This window comes from Epilithonimonas sp. (assembly GCF_056329745.1).
The window spans coordinates 105982-126346 of the sequence record NZ_JBWEYV010000005.1 but is presented as its reverse complement, the minus strand read 5'-3'; the positions used below and the strand labels follow the sequence as shown (position 1 = coordinate 126346).

Annotated in this window: 9 protein-coding genes; all 9 read left to right on the top strand. The window is 34.2% G+C overall.

Annotation, left to right across the window (positions count from 1 at the left end; all coding sequences use genetic code 11):
• The first annotated feature begins 283 nt into the window (after positions 1-283).
• The 9 genes from AC00Y6_RS05580 to AC00Y6_RS05540 all read left to right on the top strand — a co-directional run bounded on the left by AC00Y6_RS05580 (position 284) and on the right by AC00Y6_RS05540 (position 20236).
• Positions 284-733, top strand: coding sequence for a lipocalin-like domain-containing protein (locus AC00Y6_RS05580; protein ID WP_474489630.1), 450 nt, complete (start codon positions 284-286; stop codon positions 731-733).
• 103 nt (positions 734-836) lie between these two features.
• Complete coding sequence (locus tag AC00Y6_RS05575; protein ID WP_474489629.1) at positions 837-2894, top strand: fibronectin type III; 2058 nt, start codon at positions 837-839, stop codon at positions 2892-2894.
• Between the two features lie 11 nt (positions 2895-2905).
• On the top strand, positions 2906-6139 hold the full coding sequence (locus AC00Y6_RS05570) for a T9SS type A sorting domain-containing protein (protein WP_474489628.1): 3234 nt from the start codon (positions 2906-2908) through the stop codon (positions 6137-6139).
• A 13-nt stretch (positions 6140-6152) separates the two neighbouring features.
• Positions 6153-10898, top strand: a complete 4746-nt coding sequence (locus tag AC00Y6_RS05565) for a fibronectin type III domain-containing protein (protein ID WP_474489627.1) — start codon at positions 6153-6155, stop codon at positions 10896-10898.
• A 1-nt stretch (position 10899) separates the two neighbouring features.
• A complete protein-coding gene (locus tag AC00Y6_RS05560) occupies positions 10900-11577 on the top strand; it encodes a hypothetical protein (RefSeq protein WP_474489626.1) in 678 nt (225 codons plus the stop codon).
• A 90-nt stretch (positions 11578-11667) separates the two neighbouring features.
• Positions 11668-12528 carry a hypothetical protein gene (locus tag AC00Y6_RS05555; protein WP_474489625.1) on the top strand — a complete coding sequence of 287 codons (861 nt, stop codon included), beginning with the start codon at positions 11668-11670 and terminating at the stop codon, positions 12526-12528.
• Positions 12529-12590: 62 nt separating this feature from the next.
• On the top strand, positions 12591-13940 hold the full coding sequence (locus AC00Y6_RS05550) for a PKD domain-containing protein (protein ID WP_474489624.1): 1350 nt from the start codon (positions 12591-12593) through the stop codon (positions 13938-13940).
• A gap of 70 nt (positions 13941-14010) precedes the next feature.
• The gene (locus AC00Y6_RS05545) at positions 14011-15624 is read left to right on the top strand and encodes a hypothetical protein (RefSeq protein WP_474489623.1); all 1614 of its coding nucleotides are present in this window, start codon (positions 14011-14013) and stop codon (positions 15622-15624) included.
• 16 nt (positions 15625-15640) lie between these two features.
• Positions 15641-20236, top strand: a complete 4596-nt coding sequence (locus tag AC00Y6_RS05540) for a hypothetical protein (RefSeq protein WP_474489622.1) — start codon at positions 15641-15643, stop codon at positions 20234-20236.
• Positions 20237-20365: the final 129 nt, after the last annotated feature.

Genomic DNA, 20365 nt, shown 5'->3' with positions numbered 1-20365 from the left:
GTACGCCGTATTTAAAGGTTTTTTTATGAAAACACACCATAAGTTTTTAATCAATAGTGTCCACTTCGTGCTGACAATTTACTGGGATGAATAGATTTGGCATATGTAATTTGTTATGCTAGATGTCATGGTTTATTTTGTATTATCTTCATAAAATTAACATCGTAAATTATTTTATTTCATTAAAAATTAGTGTTTTGATTAAAAAGATGTCAAATATCAGTTGTTAAATTTAATAAAAATGTTAATTTAGCAACAGTAAAATTAAACACAAATTTATAAAATGAAAAAATCTTTATTACCTATTTTGGGCACAGCTATGTTATGTCTTTCTTTTTTCTCATGTTCCAATGATGATGAAACTCCTTCACAGAATGATAATTTAATTGGTAAATGGAATTTTACTCAGGAGGTAACTCTAGATGTTAATGGTAACATTATATCAACTTATAATGAAGATAATGGTTCTTGTCCATTAGATATCTATGAATTTAAATCTGATAAGTCATTTGCAGAAACAGATTATACATACAACTCATCATCAACTAATTGTCAACCTGAAATAGATGGTGGGACTTGGTCACTGGATGGTAGTAATTTCACTTTAAAAATTGATGGAGAGAACGAGACGTATACAGTTAAAACATTGACATCTGATACTTTTGAATTAGAACAGCCTTCTAGCGGTTCGGGTTCCATTGCAAAGTACAGAATTGTCTTCAAAAAACTGTGATTCCGTTAAGAAATCTATAGGTTAAAAGTCGTATTATACAATGCGGCTTTTTGTGCATATGTTTATGCGAAATTTTCTTTACCAACACTAAGTCAACTTTTTTATGAAAAAGAAATTCTACTATTTCTATTTTTTACTTTTTTGTTTTTCAATAGTTCATGCTCAAAGTGGAAATGCTTCGGTTTTTGTTAATGCTCGTGCGCAACAAGATAAAATAATAGTACGTTGGGCGGTTGATTCCTCCATTGAATGGCAAAATGCAAATAAAAATGGATTTGTTTTGTATAAAATGCTCATCAAGAAAGATGGGAAACTATTAGAGAATCCTGTTAGAAAAGAAATTAAAACATTGAAAGCAGAACCATTGGAACAATGGATGGATTTTATTCAAAAGGATCAATATGCGGCTATTATAGCTCAAGCATTATATGGAGAATCTTTTGAGGTTGGTCAGGAAAGTGAAAAGGGAGTAGCTAGAATAGTGAATATGTCTGAAGAGTTAAATCAACGGCATTCATTTGCTTTATTTGCAGCCGATTTATCATTTGAAGGTGCTCTAAAAGCCGGATGGGGATATGTTGATACGCAGGTAAAAAAAGGTGAAGTATATGCTTATCAAGTAGAAGCTTTACAAATGCCAAACATCAATACTGGAGCCTATATGATTGGTCTTTCAGATTTTGAAGAATTACCGAAAGTATCTGACTTTACCACACTTCCAGACGATGGACAAGTTATGCTTTCCTGGGGTATAGAACGTTTGAAAAATGTATATACTTCGTATATGATAGAACGTTCTGAGGATGGAAAGAATTTTCTACCGATTTCTGCTACTCCTATTGTGGATATTAATTCCAATGCTGAAAAGAATTCGAAACAAATGTTTTATGGAAATAAACTTGAGCAAAATGATAAAGATTATTATTTTAGAATATATGGCATCAATTCATTTGGTGAAAAGGGACCCAATTCAGAAATTACCAAGACAAAAGGAATTGCTTCTGTATTAGTTGCTCCAAGAATCATCAATTATTCTATATCAAATCCTGATGAAGTAGAGTTGGAATGGGAGTTTCCAAAAGAAGAAGAAAAAAACATCAAAGGTTTTGAACTGCATTTCGCAGAAAAGGATTTGACAGATTACAAAGTTGTCGCTAAGGAAATAGACAAAACAAAACGCAAGCATCGCTATAAAGGTTTGTCTGCTTCTAATTACTTTAAAATTTCAGCTGTAAGTTTACAGGATAAAAGATTGCTTTCTCAAAGTGTATTTGTTCAGCCGATTGATTCTATTCCTCCATCAATACCTAAAGGATTGGAGGGGAAAATAGATAGTTTAGGTCAAGTTGTTTTAAAATGGAAACCTAATACAGAGAAAGATTTAGCAGGCTATCGTGTTTTGCGTGCTAATGCTGAAAATGAAGAGTTTGTCGATGTATTTAATAAAGTGATTTCGGATATCAATGCAACAGATAAGGTGAGTTTTGCTGTTTCTAATAAGAAGGTTTATTACAGAATCTTGGCAGAAGATATGCGCTATAACCGTTCAGAATTTTCAGATATCTTGGTCATTGAAAAACCGGATAGAATTCCACCTACAGCTCCTGTATTTAAAGATTATGACACGAAAGACGGTAAAAATACATTGATGTGGATTAATAGCTCGAGTGATGATATAGAAAAACATTATTTGAAACGAAGATTGAGAGGTGAAACAAGATGGAATGATTTAGCTTCCTTTTCCAAGGGAGAAACACAATATATTGATGAGAAAGCTGAAGCGGATAAAACCTATGAGTATCTTATACAAGCAAAAGATATATCTGGATTATGGTCTAGTGAAGAATCTTCTGTACTAACAGTAACTACTATGAATAACTCTCCGGTAAGCATTTTAAAAAATATTGAAACTGTAATTGATCGTAATAAAAAAACAGCAACATTATACTGGAGTTATGATTCAAAATATGAAGTAAGTGAAATTCAGATTTATAAAAATACAAAGGGGCAGAAACCTTCTCTTTGGAAAGTATTAGATGGTAAATTTAATTCCGTTACAGATAAGGATTTAAAAATGAATACCGAATATGAATATTATTTATTACCATCTACAAATCCTCAAAAACCAGTGAAAGGGGAAAAGTTAAATGTAGCTTATTAAAAAAACACACGATGAAAAAAAATCTATTATTTTGGTTTCTATTACTAAGCTTGTTTCTAACAGCACAAGGAAATTATAAAATTGATTTACAAAATCTCACTTATAAAATTACCAGAAATGTTAAAAATCAAACTAGCTCTCATATTGAATTAAGAGTTTATTATGCTGATGGAACTTACAACCAGATGTATCACAGTCCCTTATATGATGATGCAACTCAAAGCAATGTAAGTTGGACAATAACTACCAATAAAAAACCCGTACGGATATGGTATGATGTTTTTGTAAATTTTTCACATACTTCTGACATTGAGGAAGTATTAAATTTTGATGTAAGTAAATGTCCATTACCAAAATCTTCATTTCAAAAAGAGTATGATGGGATGACAATAAGTTTTAATTATAATGTTTCCCCCCTTTTAATTATTGAAGATGTCGATTCTTCAAATAATTTTTTGGCAACTTCAACAAAAACTTCAATAAAATCGCAAGCAGGTTTTGATACTAATAATTATAACTGGGAGTACAGTACAGATGGAGTCAATTACATAGCATTACCTCAATATAACGGGCAATCTTCAATAGAAGTAAATGCTGTGGACATACTGGGTAGTAATATAAATTCATATATTGGGCAATTCATCCAAATTCGTCAAGTTTCAGCTTGTGGAAATTACTCTAATATTGTGCAGTATCGAGTCCTGAAATCTGCACCGAAGATTATTAATCACGGTCCTTCTGTAAAAACAACCTGTTATGATTCTAATGATGGACAGTATCGTTTGTATTTTGATCGTCCTTTAGATAACAGTGCCAATGAGTACATCAGTATAGGTTTAATAAATGTAGAAACTGGAATTCCGATTAACTATGTAAACATTACCCAGTTAGAATCGGACAATTCATTTAATCTTACTGATTTACCCGCTGGTAACTATCAATTAAAGATTATTGGGAAATATAATGGAGTGGATACTTACTCAGAAACAACAGCCAATCCAATTATTTTTACGGTAGCAAAAAATCCTCCGGTAAATTTCTCGATAACAAAAACTGATGTCTGGTGCTATCAAGGAACTGACGGTCAAATACAAATTACTGCTTCTGGGGGAACTGGAAACGGATATGAATATCAACTGAATGGTGGGAATTGGATTCCTTTTTCCAATCCATCTTCTTTGATGCATACTATAAATGGGTTAACAGAAGGTACTTATACATTAAAAGTTCGAGATGGGAATAGTTGTGTTGCAAAAGTTCAATCTACTAATCAGGATGGTGAAATTGTTTTGGGAGCAGAAAAAGAATTATCCACTACGATTACAGCACCACAAGAGCCATTATCAATTGAATATACATTGATTCAGGAACCAACATATAATGGCTCCTCTAATGGAAAATTAGTAGCTAAAATTGATGGCGGAACAATTTCCGATAATAATAAGTATTGGTTCGAATGGAAAAACGAACAAGGACAAATCGTTTCTGCGACAACACAATTTACCTCAGGATCGTTTTATATCACTTTGGATAATATTCCTGCTGGAAAATATTATTTAACCATTCGTGATAAAAATTATTCAAATGCTACGGATAATAACAACTGTACCATTATTGAATCCGAAATAGAACTCACACAACCAGAACCTTTAACAGCCATAATAGAGCTGATAAAACCAATTTCTTGTTATAATGGAAATGATTTTGGAGATGCGACAGATGCCAATCCACAGGATGGACAATGGGATGAATCGCAAGACGGAATCTTAAAAGTAATCGCTTCTGGAGGTAAGCCTTTTACCGGAAGTCAAAATGGAGGACAACCGTATAAGTATACATGGAAGAAACAAAATTCAGCCGGAGTTTGGGAAATTTTATCTGCTACAACAGATACAATTACACAGCTATCTGATGGAAATTATGCAGTTAATGTAGAAGATTCTAACGGTATTATCATTGGGATTTATCAAAACAATGTACTGGTTGAAGCTACTGACGTTACTTACTATTTACAACAACCGACAAAGTTGGAAATAAGTTTTGAAAGCAATCCAGCTACATGTGCAGGAAGTGACGGTCGAGTTAAAGCGATTGTTTCTGGAGGAACCGCTCCATACACTTATTCTTGGTCTAATGGTGAAACTACTTCTGAAATTACAGGACTTCCTGCTATGAGCTATTTTGTAACCGTTACCGATGCAAGAGGTTGTCTTACACAAGGTACAGTTGTAGTTAGCCAACCCGACACCGTTAATATTACAGAGAATATTACACCTTTGTTATGTTATAACGCATCGGATGCATCTATTGAAGTCTTGGTAACAGGAGGAACGAAACCTTATTCTTATGTTTGGAATACTGGAGCCACCACTAGTTCTATTCATAATCTCACTACAGGAACATATAATGTAACCATTACTGATGGACAAGGATGTTCTTATGTGAAATCATATACTATTGATAATCCTCAAGAAATTATTATTGATTTGAGAGAAGATCGAACATTATGCAATGGTCAGACGTTGGATTTGGACGCAACTATCCCAACAGAACCGGGAACCAAATATACATGGTCTTCCACCAATGGGTTTACAGCTTCTACTGCGAAAGTAACTTTGGCTGAAGCCGGCACATATACCATAACAGCGGTTACACCGAAAGGATGCGTGATTTCTGATGAAATTACAATTACCCGCTCAAACGTTGATATTGATGCTGAATTTCTATTAACAACGCAGGCCTATGCTAATGAAGAAGTAGTTTTAGTTAATGTAAGCGATCCGAAAGGACAAACTACCGAATGGATTGTAGAAGATAGGAATGTAGTTGTTGTGAACGAAGGGACAGATTATGTGACTTTACGCTTTCCACAAGAAGGCACGTATAATATCCAACTTAAACAAACACAGGGAGATTGTTTTATGTTGTATGATAAGAAAATTATTGTAGAAAAAAATAAAGGACAATACAATCCGGTGAATACAAATGCAGGCTTCATCAAAGAATTTACCGTTACACCGAATCCCAATAACGGGAATTTTAATGTAATCGTGAAATTGGAGGATGAAAGCTCAATTAAATTAAGATTGTTTACCATGGCAGGGCAAATTGCACAACCGGAAAAAAGCTCTCCTTCTTCCAAAGTTCATAATGTTAATTACAACATCCAGATCAGTTCCGGAACTTATGTTTTGGTATTGGAAACACCGTATCAAGTATTAACCAAAAAATTGATTATTTACTAAACCGAATATCCTTATGACCCGATATATCCAATTCTTCTTTTTACTGTTATTGACTTTTTTAAGTCCGTTTTCTAATGCCCAAACGTACCCTGTTCAGGTGGTTTCTACGGTGGTGAGTCCTTATAGCAGTAAGCTTTCGGATTACTCCAATGCGATGGCAAATCGTATCAATTTGCAGTTGATTACTACGGATTTGTTGGTACAGAACCGTCCAGCACAACTGCATCTGAAGATTCAAGGAAATGGCATTACAGCACAAAGTGCTGCGGTATTATCGGGGATACAACCAATTTATCTCAATGGTGGAGAAATTTTAAGTTTAACCAATGCCGATTTAGCAGGATATTTTCGTTATCAGAATTTGCAGGGCTTAAGCACGACACAATACAGTGAAGCACTTCCCGATGGAGTGTATACCATCTGTTTTCAGGTGTATGATTTGGTAACGAAGAAGTGGCTATCACAAAACAGTTGTGCTACGATTTATCTGGTGCTGAACGATCCACCACAGCTTAATCTGCCATCCAATTATGAACAAATTCCGAGCAGTGATTTTCCGAATATCATTTTTTCATGGACACCAAGACACCTTAATGCGACCAATGTTTCGTATGATTTTGAGTTAAAGGAAATTCTGAATCCTAATTTGGACCCCGCTTTTGCTTTTGAAGTAAGTCCGCTATTGTATAAAGAAGAAGGTATCAGAACCACAACATTATTGTATGATATCAATAAGCCAACGCTTATTCCTGGTAAACGATACGCATGGCGAGTAAAAGCAATTTCTACCAATGGGTTGGCAGAAAACAGTGTTTTCAAAAACAATGGCTATAGCCAGATTTATAGCTTTACCTATACCAGTAACTGTTCGGCTCCGAAATATTTACTCAGCGAGCAACAAAGCCAATCGCGAGTTAAGGTGATGTGGCAGGGCGAGAGCAGCCATCAGAAATACCACATACAATATCGAAAAACTGGCGTTGAAAATGCGGAATGGTTTGAGGTCTATACTGTGAATACTCAAACGATTCTTCAAGATTTAGAAGCGGGCTTTACTTATGAATTCCGTGTGGGTGCTACTTGCGAACCTGCACAATACAGTACGGCGCAAAGCTATGTGTATTCAGGAATCCAAACCTTTAGTATAGATAAAGATGAAAATTCTACCGCTTATAACTGTGGTATTGTTCCTAATATAGAAGTAGCCAACCAACAGCCTTTGGGAGCGATGGTAGTGAACGAAACCTTTATGGCGGGTGATTTCCCTGTAAAAGTATTGGAGATATCGGGAGCCAATGGCGTTTTCTCTGGAAGTGGTTATATACAAGTACCTTATCTGTTTGATACCCGAATTGGGGTGATTTTCGATAATGTTCGTATCAACAGCGATTATCAACTCATTGACGGAATGGTAGAGACTACCTACGATCCAGATTGGAGTAATGTAGATTATGTAGATGATTTATTTGATGTCAACCAACAATCTGAAACGGTAAATTTCCCAATTGATACCATAACAGTAAATAACGGTGAAATTACTGTTACAGGACCAAACGGACAAACCGAGACGTTCCCAGGCGGTAAAGATACCGTGATTACGGGCAGTGATGGGAAAAGTTATTATGTAGATGCGAACGGAAATGTAACTGGACCTTTTGAGCAGGCGGCAGGTGGAAAACCAAGCCCTGAAAATACAGATGGTGTAGATAAAAACGGTGAAGTAACCACTCTTACTGCCGAAGGCGTTAAGGTAACGTTTGAGAAAATAAACAATGAAACCCAATATGCCTTTGATCAGGTAGCTTACAAAAAAGCGCTTACCAAAGAATACAAAGAAGTAAGTGGAACGTTTGTTCCGTTTAAAGCTGTACCAAACGGTAAGGAAGATAAAATTTTAGCCAAAGTAAACATTACGGATAGCAATGTAAAAGCAGACAGTTTATTCTTCAAAACCCAAAACGGTGTAAAGATAGATGCTAAACGTATAGGAACTAGTGATGATTATACTCTGACGCTAAAAGGTGCCCAGAAGTTTGCATTGGAAGAAGTACAAGCAACCATTAAACAAGGTGAGAAATACAAAATAGCGGGAGTCTTTAATTTGGTACATGTTTCCCCGAAGACGGTGAAACTAAAATTAGTACCAACCTCTTCTACGGTTAATGTTTCTGATAAGATTAATGAGATAAAAGCCATTTATAAACAACTGGCGATTGATGTTGATATTGAAGTAGAACCATCGTTTGATATTAATAATTATTTAAATGCGAACGGACAATTACCAACCGAGGACAAGTTTGGCGATCTTTCTACTTACAGCACAGCACAAAATGCCATCATTGATGCATTTACAAAAGCACCAGATAGAACCATTGAGGAAGCTTATTACTTATTTGTAACCGACAAAGAAGCAAGCAACGGACAAGGTGGTTTTATGAGACTGAACAACCAGTTTGGTTTTGTATTTAATTATGAAGCTAATGAAAAACCTGACGAGAAGACAAAGGTAACGGCGACATCTTTAGCCATTGCCCACGAATTGGGGCATGGTGCATTTAGATTAGAGCATCCTTTTAAACAATACAAAAACAAAGGACTTAGCAAAGGCAATACCCAAGGCTTAATGGATTATGCTAAGGGTATAGAACTTCTCTTTACAGATTGGCAACAGATTAATGATCCAGGGTTTAAATTGTATGCATTCCAGAGCCAAAGTGATGGAGAGCTTATTACAAAAGTTGATTTTGTAAAATATTTATTAGACAATAAGATTTCCGAATTTATATACAGTACACAATGTAGATTTGATGGATTAATAAATACTAGACAGTATGGAAAAATTGAAAAATCGGATATAAAAGTAGAGTTATTAAAGACAAATGATGATGTAGCTAGAATAACAGGAAGAAGTGATATTAAAGAAAGTAGCCATTTCTTGATTTATAAGAAAGAAGGTAAATGGATTTTATGTGACCGAACAATTGATTCTTTTCTTGTTGGTGAATCTTGCGCTTATGGTAACGAAAATGCAAGGCTAAATCAGATATACAATGAATTTAAACAATGCGGTCTAGGATCTTCTGACAATTCTGACGATACATTGGGGCTGTCAAATGAAAAATATAGAGAAATATTCAATAATTTGAAAGCTATTAAAGAAAACAGCAGAAGCAATCAAGGATTTGAATTACATCATTATGATAATAACTTAAAGAAGAACAGATATTTTACGCTTGATAAAAACTCAAAATTAATAGAGATAGACAAGCCATTAACCAATGAGCAAATAGAAAATGGGAACTGGGATGATAAAAATATAGACTCAAAAGTTAGATATACTGTTAATGGGAATGGTATCATACAGATTAGTGCTATTGGCTTTAGAAGCAATATAGAAATACTAAAAGGAAAAGAGGTAAAATTAAAAGATTTAGGACAACATATAAAAACTCAAACCAATAAGTTTTTGGTTGATAATAATGCCACAGATTATGCTAAATCAGTCAATTTTGCAAGCAATGAAGAATTTGCCGATGGTAAAAAGATTGAAATTAAAGGTAAACTTGTAAAAATTATCTCTGAAGGAATTGGTCTTACAACTTCTCTGTTAAAAACAGGACAAATAGAAAAACCTACTTATTCAGATTCTTCAACAGCCACTATAAAAGCACCAGGACTTGTAACAGGAAGTTTTGAGGTGATTGCCCAGAAAGTAACCGATATTACCAGCTTAGGAGCGTTGGTGTATGACGTTGCTGTAGATGAAGAAGTGCGTACTGGTATTAAAACTCAGTTTAAGGAAATTAAAACCCAAATAGGAGAAGATCCTCAAAAGTTTTTCCCAATACTTGGAGAGGTGGCAGTTACCGTTCTGTCAGGAAATACTTTAGATGAATGGAAAAAGTCGGTGAGTAGTCCTGATTTAGGCGAACGTAACCACTTAGGAACACGAGGGATTGGTAATACCATTATAACAGCAATGTCGGGTGCCGCTTTCTTAAAAGACTTACCGGAGATTGCTGATAAACTAGAAGATGCTATTAAGAGATCTGTAAAAAGTTTAGACGAATTAGCAGTTTTATTTACGAAAAAATTGGATGATCTACAGTTAGAAAATATCAAAGATGTTTTTTCAAAACTAGATGATGTTACGAAGAAAAAGCTTCTAGACGATTTAAAGAACTTTACAGATGCTGATTTAGCACAATTAGACGATTTACCTGAATTATTAGACGAGTATCGTAATACTATTAGTAAATTACCAGACGCAGAAAAGCAGAAAAAATTGCCAGAATGGTTAGAGAGAATAAAAACAGGGAACAGATTAAGTGAGAACATTGTAAATTCTCTAAAAAATAAGGGTGAGCTATTAAAAAAATTAGCTGATAAACTAGAAGATATAGAAGAAAATGTATTAGCACAATATGATGTTCTTACCGAGGTACCGTTGGAAACTTCTGGTGGTTTTATGAGGGCAGATGCTGTTTTAATAAAAAGAAATGCTTTAGGAAAAATAGAAGATGTTATCATCATCGAAAACAAACTAAGCCAAACCACAGCGTTTACAAAAAGACAAAAAGAAGGTTTTGGAGCGATTATTAATGGACAAACGCAAATGAAGATTAAATATACAGTACCAGGATTAAAAGAGACTGATAATTTATTAAATGTATCGAAAGAGAAGATTTTTAAAATAGCAGATGGTGGAACCGATGATATTACAAAAGTTACAGTAGAAAAAATAACGAAAATAAACTAATATGAAAAAATCAGATAAAAAGGAATTTGTATTTAAAAAATTAAATGAAATTTTATTACCACAAGGCTATATACTATTTAAATCAGGTCCAGATCCTTCATATGTGTTAAAATCTAAGAATATAGCAGTAAACTTCTTTTTCAACTTTAAAGACCTTGGACAAATAGATTTTTCTAGTTTATCTATTTCTATAAAAGAAGTCGAAGATATTATGTTTGAAGTGAAAATGCCTAACAATAATTATGACTTCGTTGACAATAAAAAATATTTTTTAAATACAACTTACGATAGAGATATGTTCATACCCGAAAATTATTATAGAGGAATTGGTTATGATGTAGAGAATCAAGAACAGTTGGAGTATTTCACTAATTGGATTATCAATTACTTAGAAACCTCAGGTAAAGATTTCATCGAAACCTACAGTTATTTACCCAACATATTAAAAAAGATGGATGAATTACAAGCAGAGGGTAAATATTGGAATGAAATACTTGCAGGAGGTCCAGAATTTTTATTACGAGGTCTTATAATTTCTAAACTATGTAATGATACAAATTATGAAGCAAAGTTAGAGAATGTAAGAGAGCTTTATATTTCTATGGCTGATGAATATTTACCTTATTTAGATAAACTAAAAGAACGTCTAAAAACCGTAGAGCCTATCTATAATTTGTAAATGATCCTCTCTGACTCGAGCATCTTGCTCAAACTTTTAAAGAAAATTTTATATAAACCGAAAGTTACAAATAATTTAAACATTAAATCGATGAAAAATTTATTAACCATTATCGCAGCCGTAAGCAGTGTAAGTACGGTTACAGCTCAAGACATTAAAATTAAAAAAGGAGAAATTCAGTTAGATAAACAAGCCATAGGCAAAATAGAAAAACAAAAAGAAGGCTATAAGATCAGCAGTTTAGACGGATCTACTTGGTTTTTAGCTAATGCTATTAATATTACCCAAACCAAGAATGTTGCTCTGGAATATTGGCTGGAACTTACAGGATCCAACGGAAACCTTCGTGAAGCAGAATACAGAAAAGTTCCTTTTTCCATGAGTAAAGAAAAATGGCATGTAGAAGCCCTGCTAAATACAGATACAGGATTGTTAACGTCTTCTGGAGTAAGCAAAGAAGCTGTCGAGCAATTTTTTCAAACTCAAGATAGAAGTGTTTCTGAAAAATGGGATAAGATCATAGCAGATCAAATTGCAGAAAACGAGCGAGAAGACGCTCTCGCAAAACAAGACAAAATAGCCTTCGATGGTAGAACGATTAAACGTGCTGGAGAAACGGTTGGATATATTCAAAAAAAAGAAACCCCACAAGGTTCATTGGTATATTATACGTACAGCTTCTTTGACAGCAGCAAAAATATGATAGCCCAAACCACATTTTATCGTGAAGAAAACCTAAACCGAGACGGATTGTTTTTGAAATTAGCCAATGGCGAACAATTACAATTAAATCAAATCAATTACGATTTCAGTAAAATAGATTTTAATGATTTTACCAAGCGTGCGGTACACAAACTATATGCCTTAGGCTTTTTGCAAAATGCAGAAAATCCCAATGAACCCAAATATATAAATAGTCGGGATAAAGCTTGGAAAGAACAACAAAGATAATATTAAACAACTCACAAAAGAGATAGCAATATCTCTATACTATCAAAAATGCACAAAGTCCAATGATGAAAAGATTTTTATTTCTTTTATTACTCAGTCTATTGCTACAATCTTGTTATCAGGAATCGTTTATCGGCGTTGAAGCAAAATTCACAACAGAATTCAAAAACGCAGATGAATCTGTCCCTGTTTATCTCGAAATAGAAAACCTCTCAAAAGGAGCAGATACCTATGAATGGGAATTTGAAGGCGGAACACCATCTACATCATCCAAAAAAGATCCCGGCGATATATTTTATTCTGAACCAGGCACATACACCATAAAGCTCACTGTGAGCAATATAGATGGAGAAAAAGATGTTTTTGAACAGCAAGTGGAGATAAAAGATGCCATCAATATCCGCTTCAGTAAAGAGGTTATTGAGAGTAACCACCCACCTGTAGAAGTAAAATTCATCAATACAACAGAAGGACAGAATCTGACTTATCAATGGACATTTGAAGGCGGTAATCCATCATCGTTTACTGGTCAACATCCTCCAAATGTAATGTTTTCAACGCCTGGAGATCATGAAGTAAAACTCACGGTTTCCAACGGTTTTGAAACATTTAGCAAGACAGATATCGTTCATGTACTGGAAAATATAGCCATAGCATATGATTGGGAAACTGCTTTGGAAGATTACGATTATCAAGCGCCGGTTAAATTATTCATACAAAATCACACCCAAAATGCAATAAGTTATCAGTGGAGCTTTCCAGGAGGGAGTCCCTCTTCTTCTACAGATGAGAATCCTCAGGTAATGTATTCGCAACCAGGAGTATATTCCATCATACTTGTGGCTTCCAATGGAAAAATGACACAGACATTGCAAAAGCAGGTAACTATACATCCAGATACTGGAATTTATGTTTTGGAAAATGTAAAACTAGGAGTCAATTATGCACATAATACCAATTCAATTGGGGCATTTTATTCAACCAAACTTAGAAAATCATTTACGGCAGATGAAGTGAACGCCCAAATTGGAGCAGATATTGACATTGCCTTTCAAGGACAAAATAACTCGTTTACTTATAATAAGTTTATTTCTCCAACAATGGTGAATCAGTATGGTTTTGCTTCGATACCGAACGCAAAACAAACTTTATTTATCAATTCGCAGGAAATTTGTAATTGTTGGCTAAATTTCACTTCATCTCAGTTTGATGCGATGTTTAATGATGCACCTTTACAGAATCTTAATATTCCAAATTCGGTTGCTGGGCAACAGCAATTTGGAAACGAGCTACCTAGAATAGTTCTTTTCAAAACATACGATGGTAGAAAAGGAGCAATCAAAATTAAGCAGTTTGTTTCAGGAACATTGAATCAGTCATATATTCTATGTGATATTAAAGTACAGAAGTAATATGATGAAAAAAAGAGGACTTTTATGTATTTTGTTGCTTTCTTCTGTAGTAAGCATTCAAGCTCAACACATGGATATTGAAGCCATGATGAAAGACACCAAGTTAAAAGTAAATGGGGGAATCAATGCCAATGCCATGTTCTATAATTCTAACATGGATCAAAATAGAGACCCATTTACATATATGCTCACGGGAAATTTGAATTTTAGTTTTATGACATTCAGTATGCCTTTTAGCTATACCATAACCAATCAAGGAAACTCGTTCAATTACAATGTCCCATTTGATTTTAATCGATTTAGCTTAACTCCAAAATACAAATGGGTAAAAGCCTATATCGGAGATAATGCGATGTCATTCTCTCCATATACCTTAAATGGACATCCGTTTCGTGGATTGGGAGTAGAACTAACCCCAAAAGGAGCTTTTAAATTTAGTGCGATGGGCGGAAGACTCTTAAAAGCTGTTGAAGGAAACGATAGTATTGGATTGCCAGCAGTATTTGAGCGTTATGGATACGGAACCAAGTTGGGTTACGAAAAAGAAAAATATAAAATTGAGGCTATTGGTTTTTATGCAAAAGACAAAGAAAATTCTTTAAAAAATGCAACAGACGTGATCCCAATGTCGAACTATGTGGGAAGCTTAAAGTTTTCTAGTACATTGATAAAAAATGTCAACTTTGAAGCTGAATATGCAGTTTCTGCTATTGAAGAGCGTTCACCATTTTTGTTTTATGATGACAATGGAAATTCAGTGAATAATTATTCAAAATCTACATCATATAATAAAGCATTCAATACAAGAATTAACTACACATTAGGCAAAGCCAATCTGGGATTAGTATATGAGAATGTAGATCCTACTTACCGTACGTTTGGTGCGATGTATTTCAATAACGATTTAGAAAACATAGGTTTGACATTTTCGACTCCTTTTTTTAAAGACCGTTTGGCAATTGCTACACAGTTAGGATATCAAAGAGATAATTTAGACAATAAGAAAAATCAAACCTCGGTACGATTAGTAGGAAGTGTTAATGCCTCAATGAAAGTGTCCGAAAAATTGAATATTACAGGTTCTTATTCTAATTTTTCAGCAACGACTAATAGAAGGCTTAACCAATTTGATTATATCAATATGCCGGATATGGTTCCTGCAGACACTCTGAATTATCAACAACTCTCACAGACAGGGAATGTGAACGCAAATTATGTTTTTGGAAAGGATAAGAATCAAAATCTTAATTTCAATTATTCTATTGCAGGACAGGCAAATAAACAAGGTGGGATAATACGACGAGGACAGGCAAGTACAATACAGAATTATAATCTTACGCACAGTATCAATTTTCCATCCACACAAGTTGGATTGAATACTTCTTTAAACTATACGGATAATACAACAGGATTACTAGATAATCATGCGTACGGTGGATCAGTTAGTGTTTCGAAGAAATTTTTTGAAAACAAATTGAATACCAATTTCGGAGTCCTATATAACCAAACAACAGGAAGTAATTCTCCGAAAAATGGAGTTATGGGAATAAAGCTTAACATGAATTATATCTTGTTTGAAAAACATAATTTATCCTTGTATGGAATGCAGATGTTTCGAAAAACAGAAGGAAAAGATAACATCAATGACTTAACCATAAATTTCAACTACAGTTATAGTTTTTAAATAAAAAATCAATTACATGAAAAAGATTTACTATATATTTCAGTTTTTTGTATTGTTCGTAGGTCATTTTTTGTTAGCACAAGAATCCTCACAAGAAATGCGTTCTGGAGCAGTAGATTCCTTTAATGAAATAGATAAAAACAATGCGTATGTGGACAATATATCCAACCAAAATATTGTCTCATTACCTATTGGTATAAAATCTAAGATTGCAGGAGATAATACAACCTATACGATTGGAGTTACTAAAGCAAAATTTTACCCTGAATATACAGAGCTTACGGTATTTGCCAAAGTCGATATTCCTCAAAAAGGAGAAAAAGGCTTACCTATGTCATTGTTTTTTGGAGCACAGGATATAAAATTATCTCATGACGGAGGAATTATTGGTGACGCAAAATTGGCATTATTAGGAGATTTGAATATTCCTATCAATGAAAACTCTTGGCAAATATCCTTATTTGGAGGATTTAATAAAAGTACAGGAGAGATTGAAGATTTAACCTATGTGACTATAGATTGTGATGGTTTTAAAGAATTAAAATTATCAGGCGCTGTCGAATTTTCCAGAAGTCTTATCTTACCCATTAGAGATGGTAAAGTAGCAGAGTCTGACGCAAAGATTCCTGTCACTTTAAGCAATGGTAGGAATGCATTGGTGCCTAATAGAGTACGAGGTTTTTTTAGTCTTACTGCAGCAAGCTGGAACGATATGCTAGTGGAAGTTTCCTTAGACCCATTTGTGCTTAACAAAAAACAAAATGGAACCGATTATAATGGAAATTTTCAGTTTCTAGTGAACAATGCTGTTTTGGATTTAAGTGATATACGAAACAGCCCTACAGTTGCATTTCCACCAACTTATCATCAGAATGGACTCCTTTTTCCCAATCAGGACACATGGAAAGGGGTTTTTGTGGAAACATTAGATGTAGCTTTGCCATCAGAATTTAAAACAAATGCAACCGCCCAGAATAATAGTAGAATTCATTTAGGAGCGTCTAAACTATTGATTGATAAATTCGGAGTATCTGGGACATTTTATGCAGACAATGTATTTCCCATTAAAGAAGGTATTACTGACAATAAAAATGCATGGGCGTATTCGTTGGACCATATTAGTGTGACACTAGAAACCAATAAGCTTATAAAAGCCAATTTGGCAGGGGAAATTATTTTACCAGTTACGAAAGTAAAAGAAAATAATACACAACAAACACATTATGGTTTTTTGTATGATGGAATTATTTCGGATTATGAATATAGCTTAACGGTTTCAACAGCCAATAATATTAATTTTGATATTTGGAAAGCTAAAGCTACTTTGTTGCCTAATAGTTCTATTCAACTTAAAGTGAGAGAAGGACGCTTTTTTCCCAAAGCAACATTACATGGATCTATAGATTTTGCAGCATCCAAATCGAGCAAGGATGAAGACGATAAAGAAACACCAGAGAATGAAAAGACAATAGATTTCAAAGGATTAACCTTCGAGAATTTAACGTTACAAACAGTTTTTCCGATGATACAAATAGGAAGCATGGGCTATCATGACAATATTAAATTTGGAAACTTTCCTGTAAGTATCGGTAATATTGAAATAATTGCTCAAGATAATCGTGCGGATTTATATTTTGATCTAGGTCTAAACCTTATGGATAAAAGTGAATTCAAAGCAGATGCACGTTTGGGTATTAAGGGAATTTTGGAACCCCAAGGAAATAGACAGCGTTGGAAGTATTCTGGCTTAGATTTATCTACAATTATGATTGATGCAAAATTCAGCGGGTTTCATATGACTGGTAGATTAGATTTGTTGGAAAATCATCCAATTTATGGTAAGGGATTTAATGCGGAACTTAATGTAGAGATGAAAGGAGCTTTCGAAGTTGGTGCTAAAGCCATTTTTGGAAAGAAAGATTTCCGTTATTGGTATTTCGACGCTAGTGCTAAACTGACAGGAACCTCTTATTTCATCAATGGTTTCGGAGGGGGAGCATACTATAAAATGAAACGCTCTGCATTCGCCGATCCAGCAGAATTTTCACCTTCAGGGCTTACTTATGAGCCATATGAAGGTACAGGCTTAGGTTTAAAGGCGCTAATTAGTTTTGCTATAGGTAGTGAAAAAGCCTTTAACGGAGAGGCTGCTTTTGAACTGCAATTCAATCAACATGGGGGATTAAACTTTGCAGCAGTCTATGGAAAAGGGCAGGTTATGAAAGAAATACCGGGTCTCGATGATATTAGGAATCTTGTTGAAAAAGTAAATACTGGATTAGAATCTAGTGCTTCTTTCTTAAATATGAAGACGGAAACAGATGAAAGATCAAGTTTTGAAAATCGTTTTCTCCCAATAGCCAAAATAGCAATCCCAGATGTTCCAAAAGATACTAAGGCAGCAATTGATTTCAGAGCAGCTATACAATTTGATATTGTTAATAAAACAACTCACGGAACGTTGGATGTTTACATCAATGCAGGATTTATTTCAGGAGTTGGAGAAGGTGGACGAGCCGGTTGGGCAGTCTTTCATAAAGATCCACAGGATTGGTATTTATATATCGGGACACCAGATCAGAGAATTGGGGTAAAATTAGGTGTAGCTGGGATTTCATTACAAACAGGTTCATATTTGATGGCAGGAACTTATCTTCCAGGATCACCACCGCCACCTCCTCATGTAGCAAATATTTTGGGTGTAGATGCCGAACAGCTTAATTACATGAGAGATGAAAATGAATTGGCTAATGCGGGAGGTTTTGCTTTTGGTTCCGATTTAAGTATTGATACTGGGGATTTAACATTTTTAATTTTCTATGCGAACTTTAAAGCAGGAATTGGATTTGATATTATGCTGAAAAATTATGGGGAAGCAGCTTGCGCGAATACAGGAGAACAGATAGGTATTGACGGTTGGTATGCAAATGGACAATCGTATGCTTATCTTCAAGGAGAATTAGGAGTTAAAGTCAAGCTTTTATTCATTCGTATGAAAATTCCTATTATTTCCGCGGGAGCAGCAGTATTAATGCAGGCGAAATTACCAAATCCTTTTTGGATGAGAGGTTATGTAGGAGGATATATGAATATTCTAGGAGGGTTGATAAAAGGAAAATTTAATTTTAAAGTAACCATTGGCAAGCAGTGCGAGTTTGCAAATGGAGGAGCCTTAGATGGAATGAAAATGATTATGGATGTTTCTCCTAAAGATCAATCGAATGACGTAGATGTATTTGCTGTTCCTCAGGCAACTTTTGCTATGAAAGTTAATCAACCTATTGAATTACCAAATGAAAACGGAAATGTAGATACTTATAAAGTGGTTTTAGAGAGATTTAATTTAGTAAATGATGCAGGGCAAAATGTAGAAGGAACATTAGAGTGGTCAACACTTAAAGACAGGGCTAATTTTGTATCAACAGATATATTAGAGCCAAATAAATCATTTAAGGCTCAGGTAGAAGTAAGTTTCCAAAAATTAGTTAATGGTGTTTATCAACCAATTACTGAAAATGGACAGTTGGTCAAAGAGTTTGAAGAGCGAAGCTTTACAACAGGTTCTGCTCCAGATCATATTCCTCTAACTAATATTGAATATGCATATCCAGTAGTAGATCAGAAATATTATTTCAAAGATGAATATAAAGATGGATATGTAAAACTGAAACGAGGTCAGGATTATTTGTTTGAAGACAGTAAATGGGAAACTGCTGTAAGAATAAAAGATATAAGTAAGAATACAGAACAGAAAACTGTTTTCAATTATAAATCCGCTGAAAACGAATTGTATTACGAGATGCCAGATATCAAAACATTATCGGAATATAAAATGACTATATTTAGTACGATGAAAGATGGAGCTTCCGAAACGGCAGGTACTTCACAGACAACTCATACCGAAGAAGGTAACGATTTTACCATTGAGAATAAACAAGCAGAAAATGTAGTAAGAGATGGAGAAATTGAGCGTTTAGCATATACTTTTAAAACGAGTAAGTATAAAAAGTTTGCTAATAAAATAAGTGCAATCAATGTGTCGAATTACAATTTTATTATTCATTCGGCAGATGTAATTTCACTTGCAAATAGTTTGCAGGAGACAGAACCATTTGAAGAAGCAGATTTAATTGGTAATAATTATACCGCAGGAAAATCGTTGGTTATGATAGAAGCACAGTTGAATGACGACTACTTTACACAAGACATCAATCCTGTTTTATATAACCAGCTTCCGGTTGGAAATAAATATACTATTTTAAACAGAGATGCTGAAGAATATGGATTGATTCCGAAACGTGCATTTTCTATTAATAATTATTATTTGAACAGTGTCCAAAATGGGGTAAACTATGGAACGGTGTCCACTTATTTTCCGTATGAATATGACTTGCCATTATGGTATAAAAAAGATTTAATTGATATAAGAAATCAAATTGTTAATGATTTGGCATCGGGTGTTATATCTTCTTCTCATCCAGCATATCTGTTCTTAAACGGACAATTTAAATCTATGAGAAAAGGAACTTATAATGTGATAATGAAATATATCTTGCCAGGTAATAAACATACTACAGAAAGTAATCAGATATATAAGAATAGAAATAATTAACCTATTCAATTAAAGTCTTCTTTGGGGAAATCCCTCAAAGAAGACTTTTTATTATTCTAAATTTTATTTGGATCGTATAAACTTCAATAAGATATTTTTGCAACCTTTTTTCAAAAACAAGCTTGTCCA

What these genes read in the sequence shown, in the direction of transcription:
- AC00Y6_RS05580 (WP_474489630.1), top strand. Translation starts at nt 284, where the DNA reads ATGAAAAAATCTTTATTACCTATTTTGGGCACAGCTATGTTATGTCTT.
- AC00Y6_RS05575 (WP_474489629.1), top strand. Translation starts at nt 837, where the DNA reads ATGAAAAAGAAATTCTACTATTTCTATTTTTTACTTTTTTGTTTTTCA.
- AC00Y6_RS05570 (WP_474489628.1), top strand. Translation starts at nt 2,906, where the DNA reads ATGAAAAAAAATCTATTATTTTGGTTTCTATTACTAAGCTTGTTTCTA.
- AC00Y6_RS05565 (WP_474489627.1), top strand. Translation starts at nt 6,153, where the DNA reads ATGACCCGATATATCCAATTCTTCTTTTTACTGTTATTGACTTTTTTA.
- AC00Y6_RS05560 (WP_474489626.1), top strand. Translation starts at nt 10,900, where the DNA reads ATGAAAAAATCAGATAAAAAGGAATTTGTATTTAAAAAATTAAATGAA.
- AC00Y6_RS05555 (WP_474489625.1), top strand. Translation starts at nt 11,668, where the DNA reads ATGAAAAATTTATTAACCATTATCGCAGCCGTAAGCAGTGTAAGTACG.
- AC00Y6_RS05550 (WP_474489624.1), top strand. Translation starts at nt 12,591, where the DNA reads ATGATGAAAAGATTTTTATTTCTTTTATTACTCAGTCTATTGCTACAA.
- AC00Y6_RS05545 (WP_474489623.1), top strand. Translation starts at nt 14,011, where the DNA reads ATGGATATTGAAGCCATGATGAAAGACACCAAGTTAAAAGTAAATGGG.
- AC00Y6_RS05540 (WP_474489622.1), top strand. Translation starts at nt 15,641, where the DNA reads ATGAAAAAGATTTACTATATATTTCAGTTTTTTGTATTGTTCGTAGGT.